Source organism: Xanthomonas sp. NCPPB 3200 (genome assembly GCF_056393585.1).
Genome location: NZ_CM150785.1, coordinates 1220503 through 1246496 on the forward strand (window position 1 = coordinate 1220503; position 25994 = coordinate 1246496).

The window sequence follows — 25994 nt, forward strand, 5'->3', positions numbered from 1 at the left end:
TAGACTCGATAGATGGTTTCTTTCGACGCCACTGAAGCGCTGGCGCCGTACCGCGAAGGCCGCGGCTATGGCGCCATTCTGTTCGACCGCGAACGGCTGCGGCAAGCCGATGCCGGGCTGTTTTCGCCGCAACGCTGGGGCGACAGGGCGCGGCCGGTCGACGAAGGCGGGCGGGGTGGGGCGTGGTTCGTGGATGCGCCGTTCGGTCACAGCGTGTTGCGACAGTACCTGCGCGGCGGCATGGCCGCGCGCGTGAGCCGCGATCACTATCTGTGGAAGGGCGCCGGGCGCACGCGCAGCTTTGCCGAGTTCCGGCTGATGCGCGAACTGCTCAAGCGCAAGTTGCCGGTGCCGCGCCCGTTGGCGGCTTGCTACTTGCGCGAGGGGCTGAGCTATCGCGCTGCATTGTTGATGGAGCGCCTGGAGAACGTGCGCTCGCTCGCCGATCATGCGCAGGTCGCCGGGCGCGGTGCGCCGTGGGAAGAAACCGGGCGGCTGATCGCGCGCTTTCATCGCGCTGGCCTGGATCATGCCGATCTCAACGCGCACAACATCCTGTTCGATGCCGGCGGGCATGGCTGGTTGATCGATTTCGACCGCGGCGTGTTGCGCATTCCGGCTACGCGCTGGCGCGAACGCAATCTCAAGCGCCTGCATCGCTCGCTGCTGAAGTTGCGCGGCAACCGCAGCCGCGAAGAGGTCGACAAGGATTACGAACGCCTGCACCGCGCGTACGAACTGGCCTGGGGCCGGGGCTACTGATGAACTGGGCGTTGCGGGTGCAAGGGGTCGGCAATGCGTCGGCGGTGGCGCTCGGTTCGCCGATGGCCACCATCGAGCGCGCCGGCGCGCCGTGGCTGACCATCGATTGCGGCAGCGAAGGGCTGACTACCTACCAGGCACAGTACGGTCATCTGCCGCAGGCGGTCTTCATCACCCATGTGCACCTGGACCACGTCGGCGGGCTGGAACGGCTGTTCGTGGACAGCTATTTCTCCCAACGCCGCGGCCGCACGCGCCTGTACGTGCCGGCGCCGGTGGTGCCGTTGCTGCAGCGGCGGATCGCCGACTACCCCAACGTGCTGGCCGAGGGCGGCGCGAACTTCTGGGACGCGTTCCAGCTGGTGCCGGTCGGCGACGCGTTCTGGCACGACGGGGTGCGGCTGGAAGTGTTCCCGGCGCGCCACCACTGGCCGGAGACCGCCTACGGGCTGCGGCTGAAGGGGGCGCTGGTCTGGAGCGGCGACACCCGGCCGATCCCGGAAGTGCTGGCCCGTTATGCCGATGACAGCGAGCTCATCGCGCATGACTGCGGCGTTCACGGCAACCCGTCGCATACTGGGGTGGACGATTTGGAGCGGGAATACCCGCAGGACCTGTTGAGCCGCATGCTGCTGTACCACTACGCCAGCGACGCCGACGGCGACGTGCTCCGCGCACGCGGCCATCGCGTGGCCGTGCCTGGTCAACATCTGCCGCTGGCGGAGCCGACTGCCGCCATGGTGCCCTGATGGGCGCCCTGCTGTTGCCGAACCTGACCGCCGCGCCGATGCAGGACCGCTATGGCCGGCCGCTGCGCGACCTGCGCCTGTCGGTCATCGAGGCCTGCAATTTCCGCTGCGGTTACTGCATGCCGGCCGATCGCGTGCCCGACGATTACGGATTCGATGCGCAGCAGCGCCTGAGCTTCGATCAGCTGGAAACGCTGGTGCGTGCCTTCGTCTCGGTCGGCGTCACCAAGGTGCGCCTGACCGGTGGCGAGCCGCTGTTGCGGCGCGATCTGCCCAGCCTGATTGCGCGCCTGACCACGATCGAGGGCATCGAGGATCTGGCGCTGACCACCAACGGCACCTTGCTCGCCCGTCAGGCGGTGGCGCTGCGCCAGGCCGGGCTGCGCCGGATCACGGTGAGCATGGACGCGCTGGATCCGGAGCTGTTCAGACGCATGAGTGGCAACCGCGGCGAGATCGCGCAGGTGCTGGCCGGTATCGCCGCTGCCGAGCAGGCCGGCTTCCAGCGCCTGAAGATCAACTGCGTGGTGCAGCGTGGCGTCAACGAAGATCAGGTGCTGCCCCTGGTGGAGCACTTCCGTGGCAGCGGCCATGTGCTGCGCTTCATCGAGTTCATGGATGTGGGCAGTTGCAATGGCTGGACCGCCGATGCGGTGGTGACTTCGGCGCAACTGCACGCGCGCATCCACGCGCGCTGGCCATTGCTGCCGCTGGATGCCAATTACACCGGCGAAGTGGCGCAGCGGCATGCATTTGCCGATGGCGCCGGCGAGGTGGGTTTTGTCAGTTCGGTCAGCGTGCCGTTCTGCGGCGATTGCCAGCGCGCACGCGTGTCGGCCGACGGGCAGTTGTACACCTGCCTGTTCGCCAGCCAGGGCCATGACCTCAAGCCGGCCCTGGCCGAGGGCGAGCATGGATTGTCCGAGCATCTACGTGCGCGCTGGAGCATACGTGGCGACCGCTACAGCGAGGTGCGCGCATCGACACCGCGCCGTGGCAAGCCGGTGGAGATGTTCCTGATCGGCGGGTAAGGCACTGCTGTTCCATCCAGGCGCCCCGTTCACCGAGAATGTCGCATCCTGAGCGCCTGTCATCGTGTCGTTTCCCATGCCTGCAAAATCCCGTTCCGCACGCCTGACCCACCTGGACGATTCCGGACTGCCCACGATGGTGGATGTCTCGGACAAGGCGGTCACCGCGCGCAGCGCCACCGCGCAAAGCCGGGTGCGTTTTCCGGCCGCCGTCGCCGCGCAGTTGCGCGCCAACGGCTTGCGCAGCGCCAAGGGCGGCATCGTGGAAACCGCGGTGATCGCCGGCACCATGGCGGTCAAACGCACGCACGAGTTGATTCCCTTCTGCCATCCGTTGCCGATCGACGCGTGTCGGTTCGAGATCGACTGGGCGGGCGAGCAGCTGCTGGACATCCGTTGCACGGTGCGCTGCGTGCATCGCACCGGTGTGGAAATGGAAGCGCTTACCGGCGCCAGCGTGGCGGCCCTGACGGTCTACGACATGTGCAAGGCGTTGTCGCACAGCATGAGCATCGGCCCGACCAGGTTGGTGTCCAAACGTGGTGGCAAGCGCGATATCGGAGCAAGCCAATGAGCACGACAGTGACAGTGCTGTATTTCGCCAGCCTGCGCGAGGCAGCGGGCATTGCCAGCGAGCAGGTGCAATCGCAGGCGCAGGACCTGCGCGCGCTCTATGCCGAACTCGATACGCGCCATGGCCTGCGCTGGACACCGGCGCAGCTGCGCGTGGCGGTGGATGGCGCGTTTGCGCGCTGGGAGGACGGCGTGCGCGATGGCAGTGAAATCGTGTTTATTCCGCCGGTGTCGGGAGGTTGAGCATGAGCGAGCAGACTTCCGTCCTCTTTGCGCTTTCCGACGTGCCTTTGCCGGTCGACAGCTTGCGCGCTGCGCTGGAGCACCCGCATGCCGGCGCATTCGCCAGTTTCGAAGGCTGGGTACGCGACCACAATGAGGGCCGCAGCGTGGCCGGGCTGCGTTACGAGGCCTACGCCGCACTGGCGCAGGCCGAAGGCCAGCGCGTGCTCGACGAGGCAATGGGTCGGTTTGCCATCGTCAACGCCTACTGCGTGCACCGCGTGGGCGAGCTGCGCATCGGCGACATGGCAGTGTGGGTCGGCGTCAGCGCGGCGCATCGCGGCGCCGCATTCGATGCCTGCCGCTTCATCATCGACGAGGTCAAGGCGCGCGTGCCGATCTGGAAGCACGAACATTACCTGGAAGGCGATGCCGGCTGGCTGCATCCGGAGTCGCAGACGCAGTAGTGCGCTCGCAGGCCACGCGCTGCGGGAACATCAAAAGATCAGGTTGGTGTTCCGCCGGTTGAGCGCGCCGGAAAGCGCCTGACGCTGCGCGTATTTCCGAGCCGTCGCCACGGCGCTGCAAATCACTGGCCAGCTTTGAGCATGGCCGCGAAGTGCCGCGTCGCAGTGGCGGCTTCACACCGTCAGTATTACGCGCCGAATGCGTGCGGCATCTGTCGATGCGCCATCAGTCTGGGTTGGGGTGGTGTCCCCGCCGGTTGACCTCGGCGCCCGCATCAATCGATACCGTTGCTGCCTTCCGGCCCTGGCGGGATTTTCGATCTAGCGTCGCGAGGGACCGACGGGGCCACCATAAGACGTGGGTCACTGGCGTGACCCTGGATCCATGCAATCGCATTGCAGGATCATGAAACTGGCGGAGAGAGGGGGATTCGAACCCCCGAAGCGCGGTTTAGACGCTTACACACTTTCCAGGCGTGCTCCTTCAACCACTCGGACACCTCTCCGTACCTGCCGTGCGACCGGGTCGTCGGCAGGAGCGGGATTCTAGCCGCCACGGGCGCCATTAACAAGGTAAAGGATCTGCCGGTCCGGCATGACGGCGTCAGCGCAGGTGCCTGGCCGGCCGCCGACGCTGCCGGCAGTCCTCCGGTGGGTGGCAACGCCTGGGTACCACGGCCGCTGAACGAACCACTTGACGCGCCATGGCACAATATCGGTTCAGAGGAAGCTGGTTGCCCGATGTCTTATCTTGTTCTCGCCCGCAAGTGGCGCCCGAAGCGTTTTGCCGAACTCGTAGGCCAGGAACACGTGGTCCGCGCGCTCAGTAACGCGCTCGACAGTGGGCGTGTGCACCACGCATTTCTGTTCACCGGCACCCGCGGCGTGGGTAAGACCACAATCGCGCGCATTTTCGCCAAATCGCTGAACTGCGAGACCGGCACCAGTGCCGATCCGTGCGGCCAGTGCCCGGCCTGCCTGGATATCGACGCCGGCCGCTACATCGACCTGCTGGAAATCGACGCCGCGTCCAACACCGGCGTGGACGATGTGCGCGAGGTGATCGAGAACGCCCAGTACATGCCCTCGCGCGGCAAGTTCAAGGTCTATCTGATCGACGAAGTACACATGCTCTCCAAGGCCGCGTTCAATGCGCTGCTGAAGACGCTGGAAGAGCCGCCCGAGCACGTGAAGTTCCTGCTGGCCACCACCGACCCGCAGAAACTGCCGGTGACCGTGCTGTCGCGCTGCCTGCAGTTCAATCTCAAGCGGCTGGACGAAGACCAGATCCAGGGCCAAATGACTCGGATCCTGGCCGCCGAGCAGATCGAATCGGATCCATCGGCGATCGTGCAGCTGTCCAAGGCCGCCGACGGCTCGCTGCGCGACGGTCTGTCGCTGCTCGATCAGGCCATTGCCTATGCCGGCGGCGCGCTGCGCGAGGACGTGGTGCGTACCATGCTCGGCACGGTCGATCGCACCCAGGTCGGCGCGATGCTGCAGTCGCTGGCCGACGGCGATGGCGCGCGCCTGATGCAGGTGGTCGCCGCGCTGGCCGAGTTCTCGCCCGACTGGAGCGGCGTGCTGGAGGCGCTGGCCGAGGCCTTGCACCGCATCCAGGTGCAGCAGTTGGTGCCGTCGGTGGCATTCGTCGGCGATGGCATCGACCCGACCGCCTATGCCGCGCAGCTGCGGCCGGAAGTGGTGCAGCTGTGGTACCAGATGGCGCTCAACGGCCGTCGCGATCTGTATCTGGCGCCGAGTCCGCGCGCCGGTTTCGAGATGGCGGTGCTGCGCATGCTGGCCTTCCGCCCAGCGGCGGCAGTACCGGCTGGCGGCAGCGACGATGGACGTGGTGCCAGTGCCGGGGGGCATGCGCGTTCTGCGGGAACTGGCGTGCAGGCCGCCGCACCGGTGGCAGCCGCGCCCGCACCCGCAGCGGTGGCGAAACCGGCCGACCTGGAGGCCGCGCCTGCTGCCGTGGCTGCGGTCGCCGCGCCGGCGCCGGTCGCTGCTGCGCCCGCGCCTGTCGTGGTGCTGCCCGCTGCGCAGGCATCGACCGATAGCCGCCCATCGACAGCTCCCGCGCGCAGCGACGACACGCCGCCCTGGGCGATGGACGATGCGCCGGTGCGCGCCAACGCTGCCCCCGTCGCTGCGGCGACGCCCGTGCTGGCGCCGGAAGCGGCAATGGCGCCACCCGCAGCAGTCGATGCGGCGTTGCCGGCCGCGGTCGCGCCCGAAGCGGCAGTGGCAGTTGCCGCAGCGGCTGAGGTACCTGCATCTGCAGCGGCGGTGCTGTCGATGCCATCGGTTGCCGCACCCTCCATATCGGCACCGGCACAGACAACCGATCCATCGCCCCTGCTCGACAATGGCCACATCGACGATGCCGAGCAGTGGCTGGATCTGGTCACCCGCAGCGGCTTGAACGGCCCCTCGCGACAGCTCGCCGCCAATGCGGCCTTCATCGGCCATCGCGACGGCGTGCTGCGCCTGGCGCTGGCACCGGGCTTCGAATACCTCAATTCCGAGCGTTCCATCGCCAACCTTGCGCAGGCACTCGCGCCCGAGTTGGGAAATACGCCGCGCATCGTCATCGAGACCGGCAACGCCGATGTCGAGACCCTGCACGAGCGGGCCAGTCGCCAGAAAGGCGAGCGCCAGAGCGCGGCCGAAACAGCGTTCATGAACGACCCGAACGTGCAGCAGCTGATTCAGCAGCAAGGCGCGCGGGTCGTCCCCGATTCCATCCGCCCTTACGACGAGTAACGACACATGCGTGGGAACATTGCCCAATTGATGCAGCAGGCGCAGAAGATGCAGGAAAACCTGCAGCGCGCCCAGGAAGAACTGGCCAAGCTGGAAGTCACCGGCACCGCCGGCGGCGGCATGGTCAGCGTGACGCTGACCGGCGCCAAGGAGTGCCGCAAGGTCCGCATCGACCCGAGCATCCTCTCCGACCAGGAAATGGCCGAGGACCTGATCGCCGCCGCCTTCAACGACGCTTCCAACAAGATCGACGCCGAATCCAAGGACCGCATGGGCTCGGCCACTGCCGGCATGCAGCTGCCGCCGGGCATGAAGTTGCCGTTCTGAGAGGCGGGGAATCGGGAGTGGGGAATCGGGAATCGTAAGAGCGAGGTTGTCCTTGGCTTCTGCGATTCCCCAATCCCGATTCCCGATTCCCGACCCAATGTCCTCTCTTCTCGAACAACTGATCGAGGCCTTCCGGGTATTGCCGGGTGTGGGCCAGAAATCGGCCCAGCGCATGGCCTACCACGTGCTCGAACGCGAGCGCGAGGGGGGCCGCCGCCTGGCTGCGGCGCTTGCCAATGCGGTGGAAAAGGTTGGCCATTGCGTGCAATGCCGCGACTTCACCGAGGCGGAGATCTGCGCGATCTGTGCCAGCAGTAGCCGCGACCGGCAGCAGCTGTGCGTGGTGGAATCGCCGGCCGATCGTTTGGCGATCGAACACGCCACCGGCTACCGCGGGCTGTACTTCATCCTGCAGGGCCGGCTGTCGCCGCTGGACGGCATCGGCCCGCGCGAGCTGGGCCTGGACCGGCTCGGCGAGCGTCTGGCCACCGGCGAGGTCACCGAAATGATCATCGCCACCAATGCCACCGTGGAAGGCGAGGCAACCGCGCATTACCTGGCCCAGCTTGCCCGCCAGCATGCGGTGCGCCCGAGCCGGCTCGCGCAGGGCATGCCGTTGGGCGGCGAGCTGGAATACGTCGATCGCGGCACCTTGTCGCATGCCTTTGGCACCCGGGGTGAGGTGCTTTGAGGGCGGGGAATCGGGATTGGGGAATCGGAAATCGGAGAAGCGAAAAGCGGTGGCGCGCGCGGTAAGCTCTTGCGATTCCCCATTCCCGACTCCCGATTCCCCATCCATGACCGACACCATCTTCGGCAAGATCATTCGTCGCGAAATCCCGGCCAACATCGTCTATGAAGACGACGAGGTGCTGGGCTTTCAGGACATCGCACCGCAGGCGCCGGTGCATGTGCTGTTCATTCCCAAGCAGCATGCCATTCCCACGCTGGACGACGTGCCGCCGGAGCAGGCGCTGTTGGTGGGCAGGCTCGCACTCGCTGCAGCGTCGTATGCACGCGAGCAGGGGTTGGCGCAGGACGGCTATCGCATCGTGATGAACTGCCGCGAGCATGCCGGCCAGACGGTGTTCCACATCCATCTGCATCTGCTGGCCGGTGCGCCGTTGGGACGGTTCGGCACGCCCTGACCTGGTTACACGATCGAGCGCATCAGCGCCTGTTCGAGCAGCCGTATCGCATAAACAAAAACGCCGCTCCCTGCGAGCGGCGTTTTGCGTGTCACTGACTCAGCGGTCGATTACCACCAGCCGCGGCCCCAGCCCCAGCCGCCGCCCCAACGCGGACCCCACGGGTCGCCCCAAGGGCCGTACGGATAGGCCGGCACCACATCCACCTCGCGCACGACCGGCCACAGGTAGACCACGTCGGCATTCACCTTGGGCAGCTTGTAGTCGTACTCGCCGATCTTGGTGGTTTCGTAGCCTTCGATCTTGCCGATGAAGGTCACTTCGCGGCCGGGCTCGAACACGGCCGGGTCGTAAAAGCCCGAGCGGCAAGCCAGGAAGCGGCCATCGCTGGCGTCCACGGCGTTGCGGTCCGGACGGCCACTGGCATTGAGCGGACGCGAGATCAGCTCGAAGCAGGTCTGGCCCTGCCCGGGTTTGGTCTGGATGATCTTGCCGCCCCAGCGCACCGACGTGCCGACCTGGGCGCTGGCGGTGGAATCGCTCGGACTGACCGTAGGGAACTGACCCTGCAGCGGCTTGGGCGCGGTCGCGCAGGCGGCGAGCCCGAGCGCGGCGACAATGGGAAGAAGAAAGCGGGTACTCATGAGGAAGCTCCGGTTCGCGGGCGATGCTGCTGCAGATCTTTGAGGAGTGAGGCGCTGTCCGAATCAGCGCCAGCGTAGCGCGCGGCAGCGAAACGTTGGCTGAGTGCCAACAATGCCGGATTCGGGTGTGAACGGGCGACACGTTGCGCCCAGGCGATGGCCGGTTCGTGCGGTTCGCGGGCCAGGCCGAGCTTGTCGTAGCGGCGGCCCAGGCGATGCCAGGCGCGTAGCAGCGGGTCGCGCTCACGCTCGCCGCGCGCCAGCAGCCAACCCATCCAAGCCAGCGCGCTGACCGCAAACATGCCGAAGATGGCGGCCAGCTGCGAGCTGTCCAGGCGATCGATGCCGAAGGGTTGCAGCAGCCGTTGCTGGCGGTCGGCATCGAAGGACAGCACCAGATCGTTCCAGCCGCGGCGCAGCAGGTCGCTGACCTGGCCCAGGCTGGCCCACATGCCGAGCTGGGCGAAATTGTTGCCCGCGCCGACCTGCACGCGGTCTTCCAGCGTGTCGTAGATGCGTTCCGGCGCCACCGCCGCGGTGGGATCCACCCGCACCCAGCCGCGCCCGGCCAGCCAGACTTCGGTCCAGGCATGCGCATCCATGCGCCGCACCACCCAGTAATTGCCGAAGCCGTTGTAGGTGCCGCCGGCATACCCGGTGACCACGCGCGCGGGGATGCCGGCCGCTCGCATCAGCACCACGAACGAAGAGCTGAAGTGCTCGCAGAACCCGGCCTTCTGCTGGAACAGGAATTCGTCGACGCTGTTGCGGCCCAGCAGGGGGGTATCCAGGGTGTAGGCGAAGTCGCGGGTGATCCACTGCAGCGCGCGCTGCACCACGGCATCGTCGTTGCTGCCGGCTTCCGCGCGCCATTGCCGTGCCAGCGCGAGCGTACGTGGATTGAAGCCCGGCGGCAGGGCGAGGGCGCGCTTGCGCAACTGGTTGGGCAGGTCGGTGTCGAAGCGTGCCGGTGGCGCCGATTGCAGCTCCCAGCGGGTCAACGCACTCAATGGCCGCTGCGCGAACAGTTCGTAGTCGGGTGACAGCTCGGCATTGGCCACCGCCTGCGTGGGCAGGTCCAACGACACCAGCTGGCGACGATCGGTGGGCTCGTAGTCCAGGCGATAGCGATAGCGCTGCGGCCCGGCGGTGACCGAGGCGGGTTGGCCGCGGCCGGTCCAGCGCGCGCGCTGCCAGGTCCGGCCATCGAAGTCCCACATCACCGGCCCGCGCCAGTAGCGTTGCTGCGGCGGTGGCGCGTTGCCGGTGAACTGCACGCGCAGCGCCGGGCTGTCGTCGGCCATCAGGTCGATCCATTCGCCCGGCGACATGTTGTCCGACAGGCCGGGCCGTGACAGCGCGCGCTCGGGCACGCCCCACAGCGGCGAGCTCAGGCGCGGCAGCAGCCAGAACGTGGCCAGGGCCAGCGGCACGCCGATGGCGACCAGCTTGCCGATGCCGCGCAACTGCATCCGCAGCGCAGGCGTGGCGGTGCGGTGTTCCTCGTCGGCCAGCCGCTGCATGCTCAGCAGCGCGCTCACCACCGCCAGCAGCGCCAGCCCCATCGTCGCCGGCCCCTGGTCGAGCAGAAACGCCGCGAACGGGGCGAACAACGCAAAGCCGAGCAGGCTGCGCGCATCGCGCAAGGTGCGCAGCTCGGAGGCCTTGATCGCCAGCATCGCGGCCAGCACCGCGCAGCCGGTGTCGCGGCCGAAGCGCATGCCGATCTGCCAGTACACCGCGCCCAGCATTGCCACCACCAGCAACAGCCGCACCGGTGCCATCACGGTGCCGCGCCAGCTCAGCACCCCGACCAGCACGGCGGCCACGGCAATGGTGCCGGCGAGCAGGCCGGGCAGCTGCAACAGCAACGGCGCCAGCGCCAGCCAGCTGGTGACCAGCACCCAGGCGCGGCTGGCCTGGGTGATCGGGACGGACGGCTCAGTCATGGGGAAGCAGGGCCAGGGCGCGCAGACACAGGTGATGATGCGCCGGACCTTGTGCAGGCCCCAGCGGCGGTTGGCCCGGCAACAGCAAGCGGTAGCGCCGCCCGTCGCGCTCGGCCAGGTTGACCCAGCGGGCAAGCCGCGCGATACGGCGCTCGTACGGCAACGCGTTGAGCGTGCGCCAGTCCAGCGTGACTTCGATGCCCAGCGGCTGCTCGTATTCGCGCACCAGCAGGCTGTCGCGGCGTGCCGAGTGCTTCCAGGAAATCGTGCGTGGCGCATCGCCGGCGCGATACGGGCGCAGTTGGTGCAGTTCCTCGCCTTGCGGGTGCAGGCGGGTCTGGTTGGGCGAACCGGCGCCCTCGGGCAATGCCGGCCCCTGTTCCTCGGGCCTGGGATAGGCCAGCAGCGGTGTCTCCGGCCAGACCCACGACCAGGCGCGCACCAGCCCCAGTGGCTGGGTGCCGGACAGGCGGATGCGTTCGATGTCCTGCCAGCCGCGCCGCTCGGTGGGCACCGGCAGGTCGACCTCGGCCATGTCGTGCTCGAGCAACGCACAGAAACCGCTGCTGTCCAGATGATCCAGGCGCAGCCCACGCCGTGCGCGGCTGTCGCGACGCGCCAGCGACACCCGCATGCGCAACGGTTCGCCGGCGACCACCGGTTCGGCCGACACCGCCTCGACGCGCAGTGCCGACAACTGCAGGTGCGCCATGATGCTGCTGGCAATCCCGGCGGTGGCCAGCAACAGCGCCAGCAGCAGGGCCGGGTTGTTGTTGTAGTTCAAGGCGCCCAGCAGCATCGCCAGCAGCAAGGCGGTGACGAACAGCCCGAAGCGCGTCGGCAGCACGTAGATGCGCCGCCGATCCAGCACGATCGGCAACGCCTCCGCGCCCCGCGGACGCGCCAGCAGGCTGAGTCGGCGACCGATGCCGCGCACGTGCGCACGCACCTGGGTCAGTCCACCGGCACGCTGTGCAGCAGCGCCTTGGCCAGCGCCGGCCCGGACGAGGATTCGGCCTCCGGCACCAGCCGGTGCCCGGCCACCGCCACGAACAACGCCTGCACGTCTTCCGGCAGCACGTGCTCGCGCCCGAGCAGCAGCGCGTAGGCCTTGGCCGCGCGCAGCAGCGCGATGCCGGCGCGCGGCGACAGCCCCACGCGCACCCCGGCGTGCTGGCGGCTGCGCAGCAGCAAGGCCTGCACATAGCCGATCAGCGCATCGCTGGTATGGATCTGGCCCACCACCGTGCGCAGCGCCACCACGTCGGCGTCGCTGAGCTGCGGTGCGGCCTGGGCGATCAGCTCGCGTCGATCCACGCCCGACAGCAACGCGCGCTCGGCGTCGGCGCTGGGGTAGCCCAGGCTGAGCCGCAGCAGGAAGCGATCCAGTTGCGAGTCCGGCAGCGGAAAGGTGCCGGACAGGTCGACCGGGTTCTGCGTGGCGATCACGAAGAACGGCTCCGGCAACGCATGGGTGACGCCGTCGAGCGTGACCTGCTGTTCGGCCATGGCCTCCAGCAGCGAGCTTTGCGTACGCGGCGGCGCGCGGTTGATTTCGTCGGCCAGCAGCACGTTGGTGAACACCGGGCCGGGATGGAACTGGAACTGGCGCGAGGCGGCGTCGTAGACCGATACGCCCAGCACGTCTGCCGGCAGCAGGTCGGAGGTGAACTGCACGCGCTGGAAGCCCAGCCCCAGGCTGGAGGCCATCGCGTGGGCGAGGGTGGTCTTGCCCAGGCCGGGCAGGTCTTCGATCAGCAGATGGCCGCCGGACAGCAGTGCCACGAACGCCAGGCGCACTTCCTGCGCCTTGCCCAGCAGCAGCGAATTGACCTGGTCCTGTGCGCGCCGCAGCGATTGGCGCAGCGCATCGGTTAGCATTTCCGTGGAACGCAGCGGTGTCGACATCACAATTCCGTAGGTGGAAGAAGAGTGCACAGGGCAATGCAAGGGGACCAACGCGCACATCGCACCTTCGTGATCCTGTGGACACTGGCGACGGCCGTCAAGCTGTTGATCGCCGCGCGGCTGCCGCTGTTCGTCGACGAGGCGTTCTACTGGCAGGAAGGCCAGCATCTGGCCGCCGCGTATTCGGATCTGCCGGGCATGACCGCCTGGCTGGCGCGGCTGGGCGTGGAACTGGGCGGGCATCATCTGCTGGCGCTGCGCCTGCCGTTTCTGGCCATTGCCGCGCTGATTCCCTGGTTGATCGCGCATATCGCCACGCGCTGGTTCGGCTCCACGCTGGGCTGGCAGGCCGGCAGCCTGACCCTGCTGATGCCGTTGTCGGCAACGCTCGGCATCCTGGCGGTGCCGGATGTGCCGATGGCGCTGGCGGCGGTGCTGTGCATGGATGCCGGCGCGCGGCTGCTGCGCGAGGTCGATGCCACCAGTGCGCTCGAGCTCGCCATCGGCCTGGTGATCGGCGCGCTCAGTCATTACCGCTTTGCCGGGGTGATCGGGGTGGGCTGCATCGCGCTGCTGTGCATTCCGCAGGGGCGCGCGGTCATGCGCGACCCGCGCATCTGGATGGCGCTGACGGTGGGCGCGGTGAGCTGGCTGCCGCTGCTGTTCTGGAATACCGAGCATGACGAGGCCGGGCTGCGCTTCCAGCTGGTCGACCGGCATCCCTGGCGCTTTCAGATCACCGGGCTGTGGTTCTTGCTGATACAGGCGGTGCTGGTGACCCCGCTGCTGGCCTGGGCGATGCTCAAGGTCGGCCTGGCCGGCACGCGCGCCGGTGGCGGTTCGCGTGCGCAATGGCGGTATTTCGGCCTGCTGGGCGGGATTTCGACCGTGGCGATCTTCGTGCTCGGCTTCTTCAGCGATGCCGAGCGGATCAGCTTCCACTGGCCGCTGCCGGGCTACCTGGCCTTGCTGGTGGCGGTGCCGGTGATCCTGATGCGTTGGCCGCATACGCTGCGTCGCGCGGCCTGGGCGATTGCGCTGCTCGGCACCCTGGGTGCGTACGGCTATTACCTGGCCGTGTCGGTGCCCTCGATTCGCGCGCATGCGGCCGGCGAAAAATACTATCCGCGCAACTTTGCCGGGTGGAAGGACCTGGCGCGCGCGGTCGAGCTCCGGCTCGCGCAGATTCCGCCGGGCACGCGCGTGCTGGCGGAAAACTTCAAGGTCGGTGCCGAGCTGGGCTTTCAACTGCACGATGCCAACGTGGAAGTGCTGCGCGCGGAGTTGAACGACAAGCACGGACGCAGCGCGCAGTTGCAGCAGTGGGGGCTGCTCAGCGACGGCACGCGCGCCGGGCCGCGGCTGCTGGTGCTCTCGCCCAGCGATCAGCGGTATCGCGACCTGTTGAAGCGCTACCACGACATCTGCGAGATGGTCGGGCCGCTGCCGCCGCCTACCGTGGTGTCGACCGATCACGGTTACCAGCGCTTCCTGCTGTTCGCGCTGCCGGCGCAACGCCAGCCCGGGCCGTGCATCGCTCCGGCGATGGCCTGGATCGACACGCCGCTGCCGGACGTGCGCGTGGCCGGGCGGGTGCAGGTGCGCGGCTGGGCATTCAAGGACGGCGTCGGGCTGTCGCAGGTGGAACTGCTGCTGGACGGACGCCCGGTCGCGCAGGCCGAGTACGGCACGCCGCTGGATGTGCGCCCGTATTGGAAGATCTCCACCGACCCGCAGCACCCCAACGTCGGTTTCAACGCCACCTTCGACACGCATGCGCTGCCGCCGGGCACGCATTGGCTGGGACTGCGCCTGCATGGCCACGACGGCAGCGTCGAGGACTGGTGGGAACAGCCCATCACCGTTTCCGCACCTTAGATCACGCAATGACCGACGCCATGACTGTTGTCCCTCCCGTGCCTGTGCCCGGGATCCGAATCCGTGCTGGTGCCCTGCCATAACGAGGCGGCGACGGTCGCCTCGGTGGTCACTGCGTTTGCCGCTGCCTTGCCGGGCGCGGCGATCCATGTGCTGGACAACAATTCCAGCGATGCCACCGCGACGATCGCCGCAGCGGCAGGCGCGCAGGTGTGCCGCGTGGCGCTGCAGGGCAAGGGCAATGTGGTGCGGCGTGGATTTGCCGATGTGGAAGCGGACATCTATGTGCTGGTCGATGGCGATGCGACTTACGACGCGGCCGCCGCACCGGCGCTGGTGCGCAAGCTGATCGACGAAGGCCTGGACATGGTGGTCGGCGCGCGCCACGAGCAGCAGCAGGCTGCGTATCGGCCCGGTCATCGCGTCGGCAATGTGTTGCTGACGCGGTGCGCGGGGCTGCTGTTCGGCCGCAGTTTCGACGACATGCTGTCCGGCTATCGGGTGTTCTCGCGGCGCTATGTCAAATCCTTCGCTGCGCATGCGCAGGGATTCGAAACCGAAACCGAACTGGCCGTGCATGCATTGCAGCTGCGCATGCCGGTGGCCGAGGTCGAAACCGCCTACGGTGTGCGCCCGGAGGGCTCGCAAAGCAAGTTGAATACCTGGCGCGATGGCTGGCGCATCCTCACCACTATTGCCAAGTTGTTCAAGGCCGAGCGGCCGTTGTTGTTCTTCTCCATCGGCTTTGTGCTTAGCGCCACGTTGTCGATCGTGCTGGCGATTCCGTTGTTCGAAACCTATTTCCAGACCGGACTGGTGCCGCGGTTTCCCACGGCGATCCTGTGCGTGGCGCTGATGCTGCTGGGTTTCCTGCTGCTGGCGTGCGGGCTGATCCTGGACACGGTCACGCGCGGACGCGTCGAGGCCAAGCATCTGGCGTATCTGGCTGAGCCGGGCGTCGCCACTCTTGTGGCGCCGCGTGCGCCTGGAGCTACCCGCTGATGGCAGCCATCGCGACATCGACGCCGGTGGGCCGGCGGCAGCGGCTGTTGGGCTGGGCCGATCGCCATTTCGGCTTTCATTCGCCACGCCAGATCGCCGCGGCGGTGACGGCGGTCGTGCTGCTGGGCGCGCTGCTCTCGCTTGGGCTTGGCCAGGACGCCAACTGGGACCTGCGCAACTACCACCTCTATATCGGCGATGCCTGGGCGCACGACCGGCTGGGCGTGGATCTGGCGCCGGCGCAGATGCAGAGTTACTTCAGCCCATTGCTCGATGTGCTGCATGCCTGGTTGATGCTGCAGCTTCCCGGGCCGGTGGCCGGGCTGCTGCTGGGCGGCTTGCATGCGCTGGTGTTCGTTCCGGTGGCGGCAGTGGCATGGCGCGTATTGGCCGGGCAAACGCGGCGCGCGCAGGGGGCACCGCTGCTTGCAGTGGCCGGCATGTGCAGCGCGGTGTTTCTGTCCGAGCTCGGCGGCACCATGGGCGACACCGCCAGCGCGATCCCGGTGCTGGCCGCGCTGGCGCTGGTGTTGTCGGCGCAGGCGCGGGCGCGGCAGGGCGCGCATGCGGTGCATCGATGGGCCATCGCCGGCGCACTGATCGGCCTGGCCGTCTCGCTTAAGCTCACCAATGCGCTCTACGCGTTGGCGCTGGTGCCGGCGGTCCTGTGCGATGGCGGGCGCCTGCGCTCACGCGTGCTGGGCCTCGGCGTGCTTTCCGGCGTTGCGGCGCTGGTGGTGGTGCTGGTGGCCGGGCCCTGGTATTGGCAGGTCTGGCAACACCTGGGCAATCCGCTGTTTCCGCAGTTCAACGGAGTCTTCAAATCGCCGCTGGCGCAGCCGGTGTCGATCGCCGATGTGCGGTGGTTGCCACGCAATCTCGGCGAGCAGCTGATCTGGCCACTGCTGTTTACCTTCAAGCCGCAGCGGATCGGCGATCTCGGTCTGGTGCAGGCCGGTTGGGCGGTGCTGTATGCGGTGACGCTGGTCGCTGCAGGGCGCAGGTTGCTGCGCCGGCCCGTGCGACAGGTCGGGCTGGATCGCTCGGCCGTGGTCCTGCTGGTGTTCTTCGGCGTTGCGTACGCGCTGTGGCAGGCCATTTTCAGCATTCATCGCTATCTGGTGGTGCTGGAGCTACTTGCGCCGCTGGTGCTCTGGATCGTGTGCCGGCACGCATTTGCCGCACGCGCCGATCGCAAGGCGGCCTGGTTGATCGGGCTATGTGCCCTGGTCGCGGTGGTCGGGTGGAAGGATTGGGGGCATGAAGCCTGGGCACGCGACAGCTTCCAGGTGCAGCAACCGGCGATGGGCGAACCTGCCGCCTCCACGGTGTTGCTGGTCGGCGACGAGCCGCAATCCTGGCGGGTGCCGCTGCTTCCGCGGCAGGCGCGTTACATCGGTGTGGCGACGAATATCGCCGAGACCGACCAGTACCGGCAGCGCGTGCGCACGCTGATTGCCGGGCGGCCGCAGCTCTACGCCGTGCTGGGCGCGGCGCGCGACAAGCAGCAGCTGCGGATCGACCGGATGAATCGCTGGGCGCAGCAACTGGGCTGGAGCGTGCAACCGCAATGCACGCGCCTGCGCTGGTTGATCGCGCGCGGCCTGCGTGCCGAACTGGATGCATCGCAGCCGGGCCGCTGCGTGCTCAACATTGCCAAGGGTGGGGCGCTGGACATCGCCGCCGCCGACCGTGCCGTGCGCGAGGCCGCGCAGCAGCGCCTGGCCGCGTACGGGCTGACGCTGGACCCTGCACGCTGCCGCACGCTGTCCTCGCGCGTGGGGCAGGCTGATTATCCGTATCAGTTCTGTGAGTTGACTCAGCCCGGTTAGGGCTGCGTGCCTGGTGCAGGGATTGGGGATTGGGGATTGGGGATTCGAGATTCGAGATTCGAGATTGGGGAGTTTTGCTTGTGCCCGATCTTTTCCGTGCGTGCGCGGCCTTCACTCCTGGTCGCACGGCAATTCTTACGGAATCTCGAACCCCGCCTGGCGCAGCAGCCGTGCCAGCGCGATCAGCGGCAGACCGACCAGGGCAGTGGGGTCCTGCGAGCGAATGGCGTCGAACAGGCTGATCCCGAAGCCCTCGCACTTGAAGCTGCCGGCGCAATCCAGCGCTGGCTCGGCGGCCAGGTAGCGGTCGATTTCGGCGGGCATCAGCGGGCGCAGCTGCACCTCGGTCAGGTCCAGCGCGTGCGCGGTGCGGCCAGGGCCGACCAGGCTCACTGCCGTATGGAAGCGCACCACGCGGCCGGACATCGCGGTCAGCTGCGCATGCGCCCGCTCCAGCGTGCCTGGTTTGCCCAGGGCCAGGCCATCCAGGTCGGCGACCTGGTCCGAACCGATCACCCAGGCGTCGGGCGCCTGCGCAGCCACCGCTGCTGCCTTTTCGGCAGCCAGCCGGCTGGCCAGCGCGTCCGGGCGCTCCCCAGGCTGCGCCTGCTCGTCGACCTCCGGCCGGGCGGTGCTGAACTCCAGGCGCAGCCGGCCGAGCAGCTCGCGTCGATAGACAGAGGTGGAGGCAAGAATCAGGCGTGGCATCATGGGGCGCTGCACAGGACGGGCAGGGAAGTCTGCCAGCGTTGGCGCCTTGCGAGGCGCGTGAATAGGGGTATTTGACAGGGCGTCGGCGGGTCTTTAACATTCTGCGGCTTATGTCCGCGAACGTACCCGAAATGCTGGATGCTTGGCGGATGGTCGTAGCGCGCAGGCGCTTCGATGGCCGCATCCCGCTCTCTGCGATGACCCGCCTGCAAGGGAGCTTGGTCGATACCGAGGGCGAGTGTGTCTATTCGCTCCAATTCGATCATGACGACCTGTTGAAGGTCGCCTATGTCGAACTCAGTGTCGATGTCGAGCTTCCGCTGGCCTGCCAGCGCAGCCTGCAGCGTTTTCTGTATCCGGTGCAAATCAGACAGCGTCTTGGTTTGATCCGTGACGAAGCCGACGAAGCTGCGTTGCCGGCCGAGTACGAGGCCTTGCTGGTGCCGGAAGATGGCATGCTGCGGGCCGCGGATCTGGTCGAGGACGAACTTGTCCTGTCGATACCGGTGGTGCCGATGGCGCCGGGCAGCGAAGCCGTCGAGGCCGAGTGGGTTCCGACCCAGGAAGAGCAAGACAAGGCCAGTCCGTTCGCGGCGCTGGCAGCGTTCAAAAAACAGTAACCGCCGCTGTGAAGGGCGGAAAGACAGGTCGGCGCGGGCGTGAAGCGTCCTGTTCGACTCGACAGACAAGTTATCGAACTTAAGTTGGAGCAATCCCATGGCTGTGCAGAAATCCCGAGTTACCCCGTCGCGTCGCGGCCAGCGTCGTTCGCACGACGCCCTGACCGCCAAGCAGCTGTCGACCGATCCGACCAGCGGCGAGATCCATCTGCGCCACCACATCACCGCTGACGGTTACTACCGTGGCAAGAAGGTGATTGCGACCAAGTCGTCGGCCGTCCAAGAAGATTGATTCGTGGCACCCGGCGCGTTCGACGCTGCCGGGTGACCCTCGCTTCTTCCGGAGCCGCCGACCACCGCGGCTCTTGCAACAGGGAACAGTATGAGCAAGCGGATCTATTCCAGGATCGCGGGCACGGGTAGCTATTTGCCCGAAAAGGTGTTGACCAACGACGACATGTCCAAGATCGTCGACACCAGCGATGAATGGATCTTCTCGCGCACTGGTATCCGTGAGCGTCACATCGTCGCCGACGACCAGACCACCAGCGACCTGGCGTATTTCGCCTCGCTGAAGGCGATGGAAGCGGCCGGCGTCACCGCCGACGAGCTCGATCTGATCGTCGTCGGCACCACCACTCCGGACCTGATCTTCCCGTCCACTGCCTGCCTGTTGCAGGCGCGGCTGGGCAATGTCGGGTGTGGCGCGATGGACGTCAACGCCGCCTGCTCGGGCTTTGTCTATGCGCTCAGCGTGGCCGACAAGTTCGTGCGAAGCGGCGATGCCAAGACCGTGCTGGTGGTGGGCGCAGAAACCCTGACCCGTATCGTCGACTGGACCGACCGCACCACCTGCGTGCTGTTCGGCGATGGCGCTGGCGCGGTCGTGCTCAAGGCCGACGAAGACACCGGCATCCTCAGCACCCATCTGCATGCCGATGGCAGCAAGAAAGAGCTGCTGTGGGATCCGGTCGGCGTGTCGGTGGGCTTCGGCGAAGGCAAGAACGGCGGCGGCGCCTTGCTGATGAAGGGCAACGACGTATTCAAGTACGCGGTCAAGGCGCTGGATTCGGTGGTCGACGAGACCCTGGCCGCCAATGGCTACGACAAGCACGACCTGGACTGGCTGATTCCGCACCAGGCCAACCTGCGCATTATTGAAGCCACCGCCAAGCGGCTGGATCTGCCGATGGAGCAGGTGGTCGTCACCGTGGATCGCCACGGCAATACCTCCTCGGCCTCGGTGCCGCTGGCACTGGACGAAGCGGTACGCTCCGGCCGCGTGCAGCGGGGTCAATTGCTGCTGCTGGAAGCGTTCGGTGGTGGATTTACCTGGGGCTCGGCGCTGCTGCGCTACTGAGTTCCGCAGGCAGCGCCGCGTCCGCCGGCGATGCCTGACAGCGTCAGGGACGGACCCGTTATGGCAGAACCCATCGTCATCGCCGGACAGCGCGTCTGGCTGAAGCAGTACCGCCGTGACAGCCGGGCGGTCTCGCTCGGAGCACTCAACTTCGTCGCCCGCCGCTGGGGCCTGGACGCCTTGCGCCCACCGCCGCACCGTGGCGGCGATGCCGCGCGCGATCTGGAAGCGCGCCGGCTCGGCGAACTGCAGGCGCAGGCGGTGAATGTGCCGCGCGTGGTCGGTTGCGGGCAGGCGGCCCTGGTGCTCAGCGACAACGGCCGTTCCTTTGCCAGCTGCCTGCGCGAGGCCGACGCGCCCGAGCGCGACCGCCTGATCGCGCTGGCGGTGGCGGCCATTGCCGCTGCCCATCGCGATGGCGCGTATTTCGGCCAGCCGCTTCCGCGCAACATGACCTTCGACGGGCAGGCGGTCGGCTTCATCGATTTCGAAGAAGACCCGCTGGAAGTGATGGACCTGGCCCAGGCCCAGGCGCGCGACTGGCTGGTGTTCGGCTACGGCGTGGCCAAGTATTACCGCGGCCGCCGCGAAGTGCTGCAGCGGTTGATGACGGGCGCCTTCGATGCGGCCGGCCCGGCGGTGGCGGCGCATGCGCACGTGGTGACCGGGCGCCTGCAGCGGTTTGCGCAGCTCACCGGTCGCCTGGGGCGCTCGGCCGGGGCGCTGGCGCGCGCCATCCTGGCCATCCACGCGGCGACCTCCCTGGCCGTGGTGCTGGTACTGGTGATGTGCGTGGACTGGCTCGCCGATGGCGAAATGGACCTGCTCAACGCCTTGCTGTAAGTGTGTCGGCGGTCGCGCCGGACGGGCCTTGCATACGCGGCAGTACAGACGCCGGGGCGATTTCGCACGTATCATCCCGGCTCGATTTTTGTAGGCAGCAACGCGTGACCGAATCCACTCTCGCCTTCGTGTTCCCCGGCCAGGGCTCGCAGTCCCTGGGCATGCTGGCTGAACTGTCCGAGCTGCATCCGCAGATCCGCGAAACCTTCGCCGAAGCCTCCGAAGGCGCCGGCGTCGACCTGTGGGCGCTGTCCCAGGGCGGCCCGGAAGAGATGCTCAACCGCACCGAATACACCCAGCCGGCCTTGCTGGCCGCCGGCGTGGCGGTGTGGCGGCTGTGGAATGCGCAGCGCGGGCAGCGCCCGGCGGTCCTGGCCGGGCACAGCCTGGGCGAATACACCGCGCTGGTCGCTGCCGGCGCGCTGTCGCTGCACGACGGTGCGCACCTGGTGCGGCTGCGCGGCCAGTTCATGCAGGCCGCCGCGCCGGCCGGTGTCGGTGCGATGGCGGCTGTGCTGGGCGCCGAGGATGCGCTGGTGCTGGAGGTCTGTGCCGAGGCGGCCGGCAGCCAGGTGGTGGTGCCGGCCAATTTCAACTCGCCCGGTCAGATCGTGATCGGCGGCGATGCGGCGGCGGTGGATCGCGCGCTGGCCCTGCTGGCCGAGCGCGGCGTGCGCAAGGCGGTCAAACTGGCGGTGAGCGTGCCCTCGCATACCCCGTTGATGCGCGATGCCGCCAACCAGCTCGCCGAAGCGATGGCCGGACTGAGCTGGCACGCGCCGCAGATTCCGGTGGTGCAGAACGTCGATGCGCGCGTGCACACCGGCAGCGATGCGATCCGCCAGGCGCTGGCCGAGCAGCTGTACCTGCCGGTGCAGTGGACCGGCTGCGTGCAGGCGCTGGCCGCCCAGGGCATCACCCGGGTCGCCGAATGCGGCCCCGGCAAGGTGCTGAGCGGGCTGATCAAGCGCATCGACAAGAGCCTGGACGCCCGTCCGCTGGCCACGCCTGGCGATTACGCCGGCGCGCTCGAGGCGTGGACGCACTGATTCGACGCACCTGCCGGCGCTGCCGGCAGCCCTCACCGTTCGCGGCTGCGGTCGCGAGCTCCCCACTCGAGGAACAGCATTCATGAGCAAGCCTCTGCAGGGCGAGATCGCCCTCGTTACCGGTGCCAGTCGCGGCATCGGCGCGGCCATCGCCGACACGCTGGCCGCCCAGGGCGCCACCGTGATCGGCACCGCGACCTCGGCCTCCGGCGCTGCGGCGATCGGCGCGCGCCTGGCTGCCCAGGGCGGCCACGGCCGCGAGCTCAACGTTACCGACGCCGCGGCGGTCGATGGCCTGATCGATGCGATCGGCAAGGAATTCGGCGCGATCTCGATCCTGGTCAACAACGCCGGCATCACCCGCGACAACCTGTTGATGCGGATGAAGGACGATGACTGGCAGGCGATCATCGACACCAACCTGACCAGCGTGTTCCGCACCTCCAAGGCGGTGATGCGCGGCATGATGAAGGCGCGCAAGGGCCGCATCGTCAACATCGCCTCGGTGGTGGGTGTGACCGGCAACCCCGGCCAGACCAACTACGCTGCGGCCAAGGCCGGCATCATCGCGTTCTCCAAGTCGCTGGCCAAGGAAATCGGCTCGCGCGGGGTCACCGTGAATGTGGTGGCGCCCGGCTTCATCGATACCGACATGACCAAGGCGCTGCCGGGGGAGGCCAAGGCCGCCCTGCTGCAGCAGATCGCGCTCGGGCATCTGGGCGCGCCGGAAGACATTGCCAACGCGGTGGCATTCCTGGCCGGCCCGAGCGCCGGTTACATCACCGGTGAGACCCTGCACGTCAACGGCGGCATGTACATGCCGTGAGCGTGCGGCGCCGGGAGGCGCTAAGTGGCTGATCGGCCGGGACTTGTGATGCAATGCAAGGCTCGGTCGCTTCCACTACACTATCCAACGCGGCCATCGCAGCCCGATGGCGTTTTTTTCGTACCACCACTACTCCATCTGGAGCGATATCCCCAATGAGCACCATCGAAGAACGCGTCAAGAAAATCGTCGTCGAACAACTCGGCGTCAAGGAAGAGGAAGTCACCACCAGCGCATCGTTCGTCGATGACCTGGGTGCCGACTCGCTGGACACCGTCGAGCTGGTGATGGCGCTGGAAGAAGAGTTCGAGTGCGAGATCCCGGACGAAGAGGCTGAGAAGATCACCTCGGTCCAGCAGGCGATCGATTACGTCAAGGCTCACGTCAAGAGCTGATGCGTTGTTCCTGACGGCGGTGGCGTGCGTCAAGCCGCTGCTGCGTCAGACATTCCATGGGGCCGCTGATGCGGCCCTGTGTTTTTCAAGCGTCATCCGCAAACTGCAAGCACCGTCCGTTCCGTGGTGAGGAGATCTGCAATGAGTCGTCGTGTTGTCGTTACCGGCATGGGCATGGTGTCGCCGCTGGGCAATGATCTGGCCACCAGCTGGGATGGAATCATCCACGGGCGCTCAGGCATCGGCCCGATCACGCAGATCGATGCCTCGCAGTTCACCACCAAGATCGCCGGCGAGATCAAGAATTTCGACCCCACGCTTTTTGTGTCCGCCAAGGACGTCAAGAAGATGGATTCGTTCATCCATTACGGTGTCGGCGCCTCGTTCATGGCGCTGGACGACTCCGGCCTGGAAATCGACGAAAGCAATGCCGAACGCGTTGGCGCCATTCTCGGCTCCGGCATCGGCGGGCTGCTCGGTATCGAAGAGCAGACCATCAAATTCCATGAGGGCGGCGCGCGAAAGATTTCGCCGTTCTATGTGCCCAGCACCATCATCAACATGCTGCCGGGCCAAGTCAGCCTGATCAAGGGCCTGAAAGGCCCGACCTTCTCGGCCGTATCGGCCTGCGCCACCTCCAACCATTCGATCGGCACCGCGATGCGCATGATCCAGCATGGCGACGCCGATGTGATGCTGGCCGGCGGCGCCGAGCGCGGCTCCTCGCCGAGTTCGGTGGGCGGCTTCTGCGCGATGAAGGCCATGTCCACCCGCAACGACGACCCGACCGGCGCCTCGCGTCCGTGGGACAAGCAGCGCGATGGCTTCGTGCTGGGCGACGGTGCCGGCGTGCTGGTGCTGGAAGAGTACGAACACGCCAAGGCGCGTGGCGCACGCATCTATGCAGAACTGGTCGGCTTTGGCGCCAGCTCCGACGCCTTCCACATGACTGCACCCAGCGAAGACGGCGAGGGTGCGGCGCGCAGCATGGCCGCGGCGATGCGCGATGCCAAGCTCAATCCCGAGCAGATCGGCTACCTCAACGCGCACGGCACCTCCACGCCGCTGGGCGATCTGGCCGAAACCCTGGCGATGAAGCGCGCGCTGGGCGACCACGCCTACAAGACCATGGTCAGCTCGACCAAGTCGATGACCGGCCACCTGCTCGGCGCGGCCGGCGGCGTGGAAGCGATCTTCTCGGTGATGGCGCTGCATACCGGCATCATTCCGCCGACCATCAATCTGGAAGAGCCCAGCGAAGGCTGCGACCTGGATTACGTGCCGAACGTGGCGCGCGAGGTGCAGGTGGATGCGGTGATGTCCAACGGCTTCGGCTTTGGCGGCACCAACGGCACGCTGGTGTTCAAGCGCATCTGACGTCCCGGCGTTGGTGTACCGCGAACAATGCTTCGCGGTACACGCCGCACGCAGGTTACGGCGGTCGGGCAGGGCGCGTGTACGCGGCCGAACGTCGCTCCGCGAGCTGATCCTTCTCTTCATGTGTGCCCTGCCTCTCTCGCAGGGCGGCGCCTCTTAGCACCCCACGCCCAACCGGCCGATGACGCTCACCAGACCCCTGCACGCCGACATCGACCTGCTGGCGCTGCATCGGCTGGCGCCGCAGCGGTATCCGGCACTGCTCGAATCCACCGCCTCCGGCACCGCGCACGGTCGCTGGGATGTGCTGCTGCTTGCAGACGGCGCACGCCTGCGGCTGGATGCCGATGGGCGCACGCGCGACGGCGATGGACGCGTGCTGGACGGCGGCTTTCTGCAGGCATTGGATGCGGCCTGGCAGGCCGAGCGCGTGCCGCACGATGCGACCAGCCCCTGGCCGTTTCGCGGCGGCTGGGCGGTATTGCTGGACTACGAACTGGCCGCGCAGGTCGAACCGATTCTGCAGTTGCCCACGCGCAGCGATGGCTTGCCGAGCGCACTGGCCTTGCGCGCGCCTGCCGCGGTGCTGCGCGACCGGGTGCAAGGCCGCTGCATCGCGTTGGCCGAGCCGGGCCGCGAGGATCTGCTGACCCGCATCGTCGAGGACATCGCCGCCTGCGCCGCATTGCCACCATTGCCCGGCTGGGTCGGGCCGCTGGCTGTTGATGAGGACGCGCCGGAGTGCTTCACCGATGCAGTGGAGCGCGTGCTCGATTATCTGCGCGCCGGCGATGTGTTCCAGGCCAATATCTCGCGCGCCTGGCATGCGAGGTTCGCCGCTGCGGTCGATCCGGCGGCGTTACATGCGCGCCTGCGCGCGGCCAATCCCGCCCCGTTTGCCGGGCTGTTCGTCGCCGCAGGACGCGCGGTGGTGAGTTCTTCGCCGGAGCGGCTGGTGTCGGTGCAGGGCGATGTGGTGCAGACGCGCCCGATCGCCGGCACGCGCGCGCGCTTTGTTGGCGACGACGATGCCGCACGCATCCGCGAGCTGGTCGGCCATCCGAAGGAGCGCGCCGAGCACGTCATGCTGATCGACCTGGAGCGCAACGACCTGGGACGCATCTGCGCGCCCGGCACGGTGGAGGTGGACGAGCTGATGGGCGTGGAAAGCTACGCGCATGTGCACCACATCGTCAGCAATGTACGCGGCCGTCTGCGCGCCGACGTCACTCCGGGCGAGGCGATCGCCGCGGTGTTTCCCGGCGGCACCATCACCGGTTGCCCGAAGGTGCGCTGCATGCAGATCATCGCCGAGCTCGAATGCACCGCGCGGGGCGCCTACACCGGCGCATTCGGCTGGCTCAATCGCGACGGCGATATGGATCTGAACATCCTGATCCGCACCGCCGAGGTGGCCGGGGAGCAGGTGCATTTCCGCACCGGCGCCGGGATCGTGGTGGATTCGGACCCGCAGCGCGAACTGGACGAGACCCGCGCCAAGGCGCGCGGCGTGCTGCGCGCCTTCGACCAGGCATGAGCGCTTCAACGG

General features: G+C 67.5%; 27 protein-coding genes, 1 tRNA gene and 1 other RNA gene. 22 read left to right on the forward strand and 7 right to left on the reverse strand.

Annotated features, from left to right (window positions below):
- Positions 1–12: 12 nt before the first annotated feature.
- The 6 genes from AC06DU_RS05305 (at position 13) to AC06DU_RS05330 (ending at position 3804) form a co-directional block, all read left to right on the forward strand.
- Positions 13–762 carry a 3-deoxy-D-manno-octulosonic acid kinase gene (locus AC06DU_RS05305; protein WP_024938433.1) on the forward strand — a complete coding sequence of 250 codons (750 nt, stop codon included), beginning with the start codon at positions 13–15 and terminating at the stop codon, positions 760–762.
- A complete protein-coding gene (locus AC06DU_RS05310; protein WP_024938434.1) occupies positions 762–1511 on the forward strand; it encodes an MBL fold metallo-hydrolase in 750 nt (249 codons plus the stop codon). Before AC06DU_RS05305 ends, AC06DU_RS05310 begins: the two co-directional genes overlap by 1 nt.
- Complete coding sequence (gene moaA, locus AC06DU_RS05315; RefSeq protein WP_047128243.1) at positions 1511–2542, forward strand: GTP 3',8-cyclase MoaA; 1032 nt, start codon at positions 1511–1513, stop codon at positions 2540–2542. Before AC06DU_RS05310 ends, moaA begins: the two co-directional genes overlap by 1 nt.
- 76 nt (positions 2543–2618) lie before the next feature.
- Positions 2619–3116, forward strand: coding sequence for a cyclic pyranopterin monophosphate synthase MoaC (moaC, locus tag AC06DU_RS05320; RefSeq protein ID WP_024938436.1), 498 nt, complete (start codon positions 2619–2621; stop codon positions 3114–3116).
- Entirely contained in the window at positions 3113–3358 is a 246-nt protein-coding gene (locus AC06DU_RS05325; RefSeq protein ID WP_024938437.1) for a MoaD/ThiS family protein, read from the forward strand. Before moaC ends, AC06DU_RS05325 begins: the two co-directional genes overlap by 4 nt.
- Entirely contained in the window at positions 3355–3804 is a 450-nt protein-coding gene (locus AC06DU_RS05330) for a molybdenum cofactor biosynthesis protein MoaE (RefSeq protein WP_065031967.1), read from the forward strand. Before AC06DU_RS05325 ends, AC06DU_RS05330 begins: the two co-directional genes overlap by 4 nt.
- 247 nt (positions 3805–4051) lie before the next feature.
- On the opposite strand, the gene ffs is transcribed toward AC06DU_RS05330, so the two are convergent.
- An RNA gene (gene ffs / locus AC06DU_RS05335) (signal recognition particle sRNA small type) lies at positions 4052–4148 on the reverse strand.
- 69 nt (positions 4149–4217) lie between these two features.
- Positions 4218–4310: transfer RNA gene (locus AC06DU_RS05340), tRNA-Ser, on the reverse strand.
- Between the two features lie 235 nt (positions 4311–4545).
- On the opposite strand from AC06DU_RS05340, the gene dnaX reads away from it, so the two are divergent.
- From dnaX to AC06DU_RS05360, 4 genes are all read left to right on the forward strand, one after another.
- Positions 4546–6576, forward strand: coding sequence for a DNA polymerase III subunit gamma/tau (dnaX, locus tag AC06DU_RS05345; RefSeq protein ID WP_478203724.1), 2031 nt, complete (start codon positions 4546–4548; stop codon positions 6574–6576).
- A gap of 6 nt (positions 6577–6582) precedes the next feature.
- Positions 6583–6903, forward strand: a complete 321-nt coding sequence (locus AC06DU_RS05350) for a YbaB/EbfC family nucleoid-associated protein (RefSeq protein WP_005913896.1) — start codon at positions 6583–6585, stop codon at positions 6901–6903.
- A 97-nt stretch (positions 6904–7000) separates the two neighbouring features.
- Entirely contained in the window at positions 7001–7594 is a 594-nt protein-coding gene (gene recR / locus AC06DU_RS05355) for a recombination mediator RecR (protein WP_016902529.1), read from the forward strand.
- Positions 7595–7700: 106 nt separating this feature from the next.
- Positions 7701–8051 (forward strand): histidine triad nucleotide-binding protein, encoded by a 351-nt coding sequence (locus AC06DU_RS05360; RefSeq protein WP_016902528.1) that lies wholly within the window; start codon positions 7701–7703, stop codon positions 8049–8051.
- Between the two features lie 110 nt (positions 8052–8161).
- Here the strand turns inward: AC06DU_RS05360 and AC06DU_RS05365 are convergent, their stop codons facing one another.
- Genes AC06DU_RS05365 through AC06DU_RS05380 form a run of 4 tightly spaced genes read right to left on the reverse strand, consistent with a single transcriptional unit; the run spans position 8162 to position 12552 of the window.
- Positions 8162–8695, reverse strand: a complete 534-nt coding sequence (locus AC06DU_RS05365; RefSeq protein WP_016902527.1) for a Slp family lipoprotein — start codon at positions 8693–8695, stop codon at positions 8162–8164.
- Positions 8692–10644, reverse strand: coding sequence for a transglutaminase TgpA family protein (locus AC06DU_RS05370; RefSeq protein WP_478203725.1), 1953 nt, complete (start codon positions 10642–10644; stop codon positions 8692–8694). The genes AC06DU_RS05365 and AC06DU_RS05370 overlap by 4 nt, the downstream gene beginning before the upstream one ends.
- On the reverse strand, positions 10637–11593 hold the full coding sequence (locus AC06DU_RS05375; protein WP_478203726.1) for a DUF58 domain-containing protein: 957 nt from the start codon (positions 11591–11593) through the stop codon (positions 10637–10639). The genes AC06DU_RS05370 and AC06DU_RS05375 overlap by 8 nt, the downstream gene beginning before the upstream one ends.
- 5 nt (positions 11594–11598) lie before the next feature.
- A complete protein-coding gene (locus tag AC06DU_RS05380; protein ID WP_016902524.1) occupies positions 11599–12552 on the reverse strand; it encodes an AAA family ATPase in 954 nt (317 codons plus the stop codon).
- 36 nt (positions 12553–12588) lie between these two features.
- Here AC06DU_RS05380 and AC06DU_RS05385 point away from each other — a divergent pair, with 36 nt between their 5' ends.
- The 3 genes from AC06DU_RS05385 (at position 12589) to AC06DU_RS05395 (ending at position 17264) form a co-directional block, all read left to right on the forward strand.
- A complete protein-coding gene (locus AC06DU_RS05385) occupies positions 12589–14430 on the forward strand; it encodes a glycosyltransferase family 39 protein (RefSeq protein ID WP_478203728.1) in 1842 nt (613 codons plus the stop codon).
- 63 nt (positions 14431–14493) lie between these two features.
- On the forward strand, positions 14494–15432 hold the full coding sequence (locus tag AC06DU_RS05390) for a glycosyltransferase (protein ID WP_478203729.1): 939 nt from the start codon (positions 14494–14496) through the stop codon (positions 15430–15432).
- A complete protein-coding gene (locus AC06DU_RS05395; RefSeq protein ID WP_478203731.1) occupies positions 15432–17264 on the forward strand; it encodes a hypothetical protein in 1833 nt (610 codons plus the stop codon). Before AC06DU_RS05390 ends, AC06DU_RS05395 begins: the two co-directional genes overlap by 1 nt.
- Positions 17265–17399: 135 nt before the next feature.
- Here AC06DU_RS05395 and AC06DU_RS05400 read toward each other — a convergent pair whose 3' ends face one another.
- Positions 17400–17975, reverse strand: coding sequence for a Maf family protein (locus AC06DU_RS05400; RefSeq protein WP_054590838.1), 576 nt, complete (start codon positions 17973–17975; stop codon positions 17400–17402).
- Positions 17976–18085: 110 nt separating this feature from the next.
- Between AC06DU_RS05400 and AC06DU_RS05405 the strand changes: the two genes are divergently transcribed.
- From AC06DU_RS05405 to AC06DU_RS05445, 9 genes are all read left to right on the forward strand, one after another.
- Positions 18086–18595, forward strand: a complete 510-nt coding sequence (locus tag AC06DU_RS05405) for a YceD family protein (protein ID WP_046341941.1) — start codon at positions 18086–18088, stop codon at positions 18593–18595.
- Between the two features lie 97 nt (positions 18596–18692).
- Positions 18693–18887: a 50S ribosomal protein L32 gene (gene rpmF, locus AC06DU_RS05410; RefSeq protein ID WP_003483870.1), complete on the forward strand. Its 195-nt coding sequence runs from the start codon at positions 18693–18695 to the stop codon at positions 18885–18887.
- A gap of 90 nt (positions 18888–18977) precedes the next feature.
- A complete protein-coding gene (locus AC06DU_RS05415) occupies positions 18978–19955 on the forward strand; it encodes a beta-ketoacyl-ACP synthase III (protein WP_024938452.1) in 978 nt (325 codons plus the stop codon).
- A 60-nt stretch (positions 19956–20015) separates the two neighbouring features.
- Positions 20016–20798 carry a BUD32 family EKC/KEOPS complex subunit gene (locus AC06DU_RS05420; protein WP_016902517.1) on the forward strand — a complete coding sequence of 261 codons (783 nt, stop codon included), beginning with the start codon at positions 20016–20018 and terminating at the stop codon, positions 20796–20798.
- Between the two features lie 104 nt (positions 20799–20902).
- Positions 20903–21847, forward strand: coding sequence for an ACP S-malonyltransferase (fabD, locus tag AC06DU_RS05425; protein ID WP_039523903.1), 945 nt, complete (start codon positions 20903–20905; stop codon positions 21845–21847).
- An 82-nt stretch (positions 21848–21929) separates the two neighbouring features.
- The gene (gene fabG / locus AC06DU_RS05430) at positions 21930–22673 is read left to right on the forward strand and encodes a 3-oxoacyl-ACP reductase FabG (protein ID WP_448121191.1); all 744 of its coding nucleotides are present in this window, start codon (positions 21930–21932) and stop codon (positions 22671–22673) included.
- Positions 22674–22828: 155 nt separating this feature from the next.
- Entirely contained in the window at positions 22829–23068 is a 240-nt protein-coding gene (acpP, locus tag AC06DU_RS05435; protein ID WP_002814322.1) for an acyl carrier protein, read from the forward strand.
- Positions 23069–23209: 141 nt separating this feature from the next.
- Entirely contained in the window at positions 23210–24445 is a 1236-nt protein-coding gene (fabF, locus tag AC06DU_RS05440; RefSeq protein WP_104582330.1) for a beta-ketoacyl-ACP synthase II, read from the forward strand.
- 181 nt (positions 24446–24626) lie between these two features.
- On the forward strand, positions 24627–25982 hold the full coding sequence (locus AC06DU_RS05445) for an aminodeoxychorismate synthase component I (protein ID WP_478203732.1): 1356 nt from the start codon (positions 24627–24629) through the stop codon (positions 25980–25982).
- Positions 25983–25994: the final 12 nt, after the last annotated feature.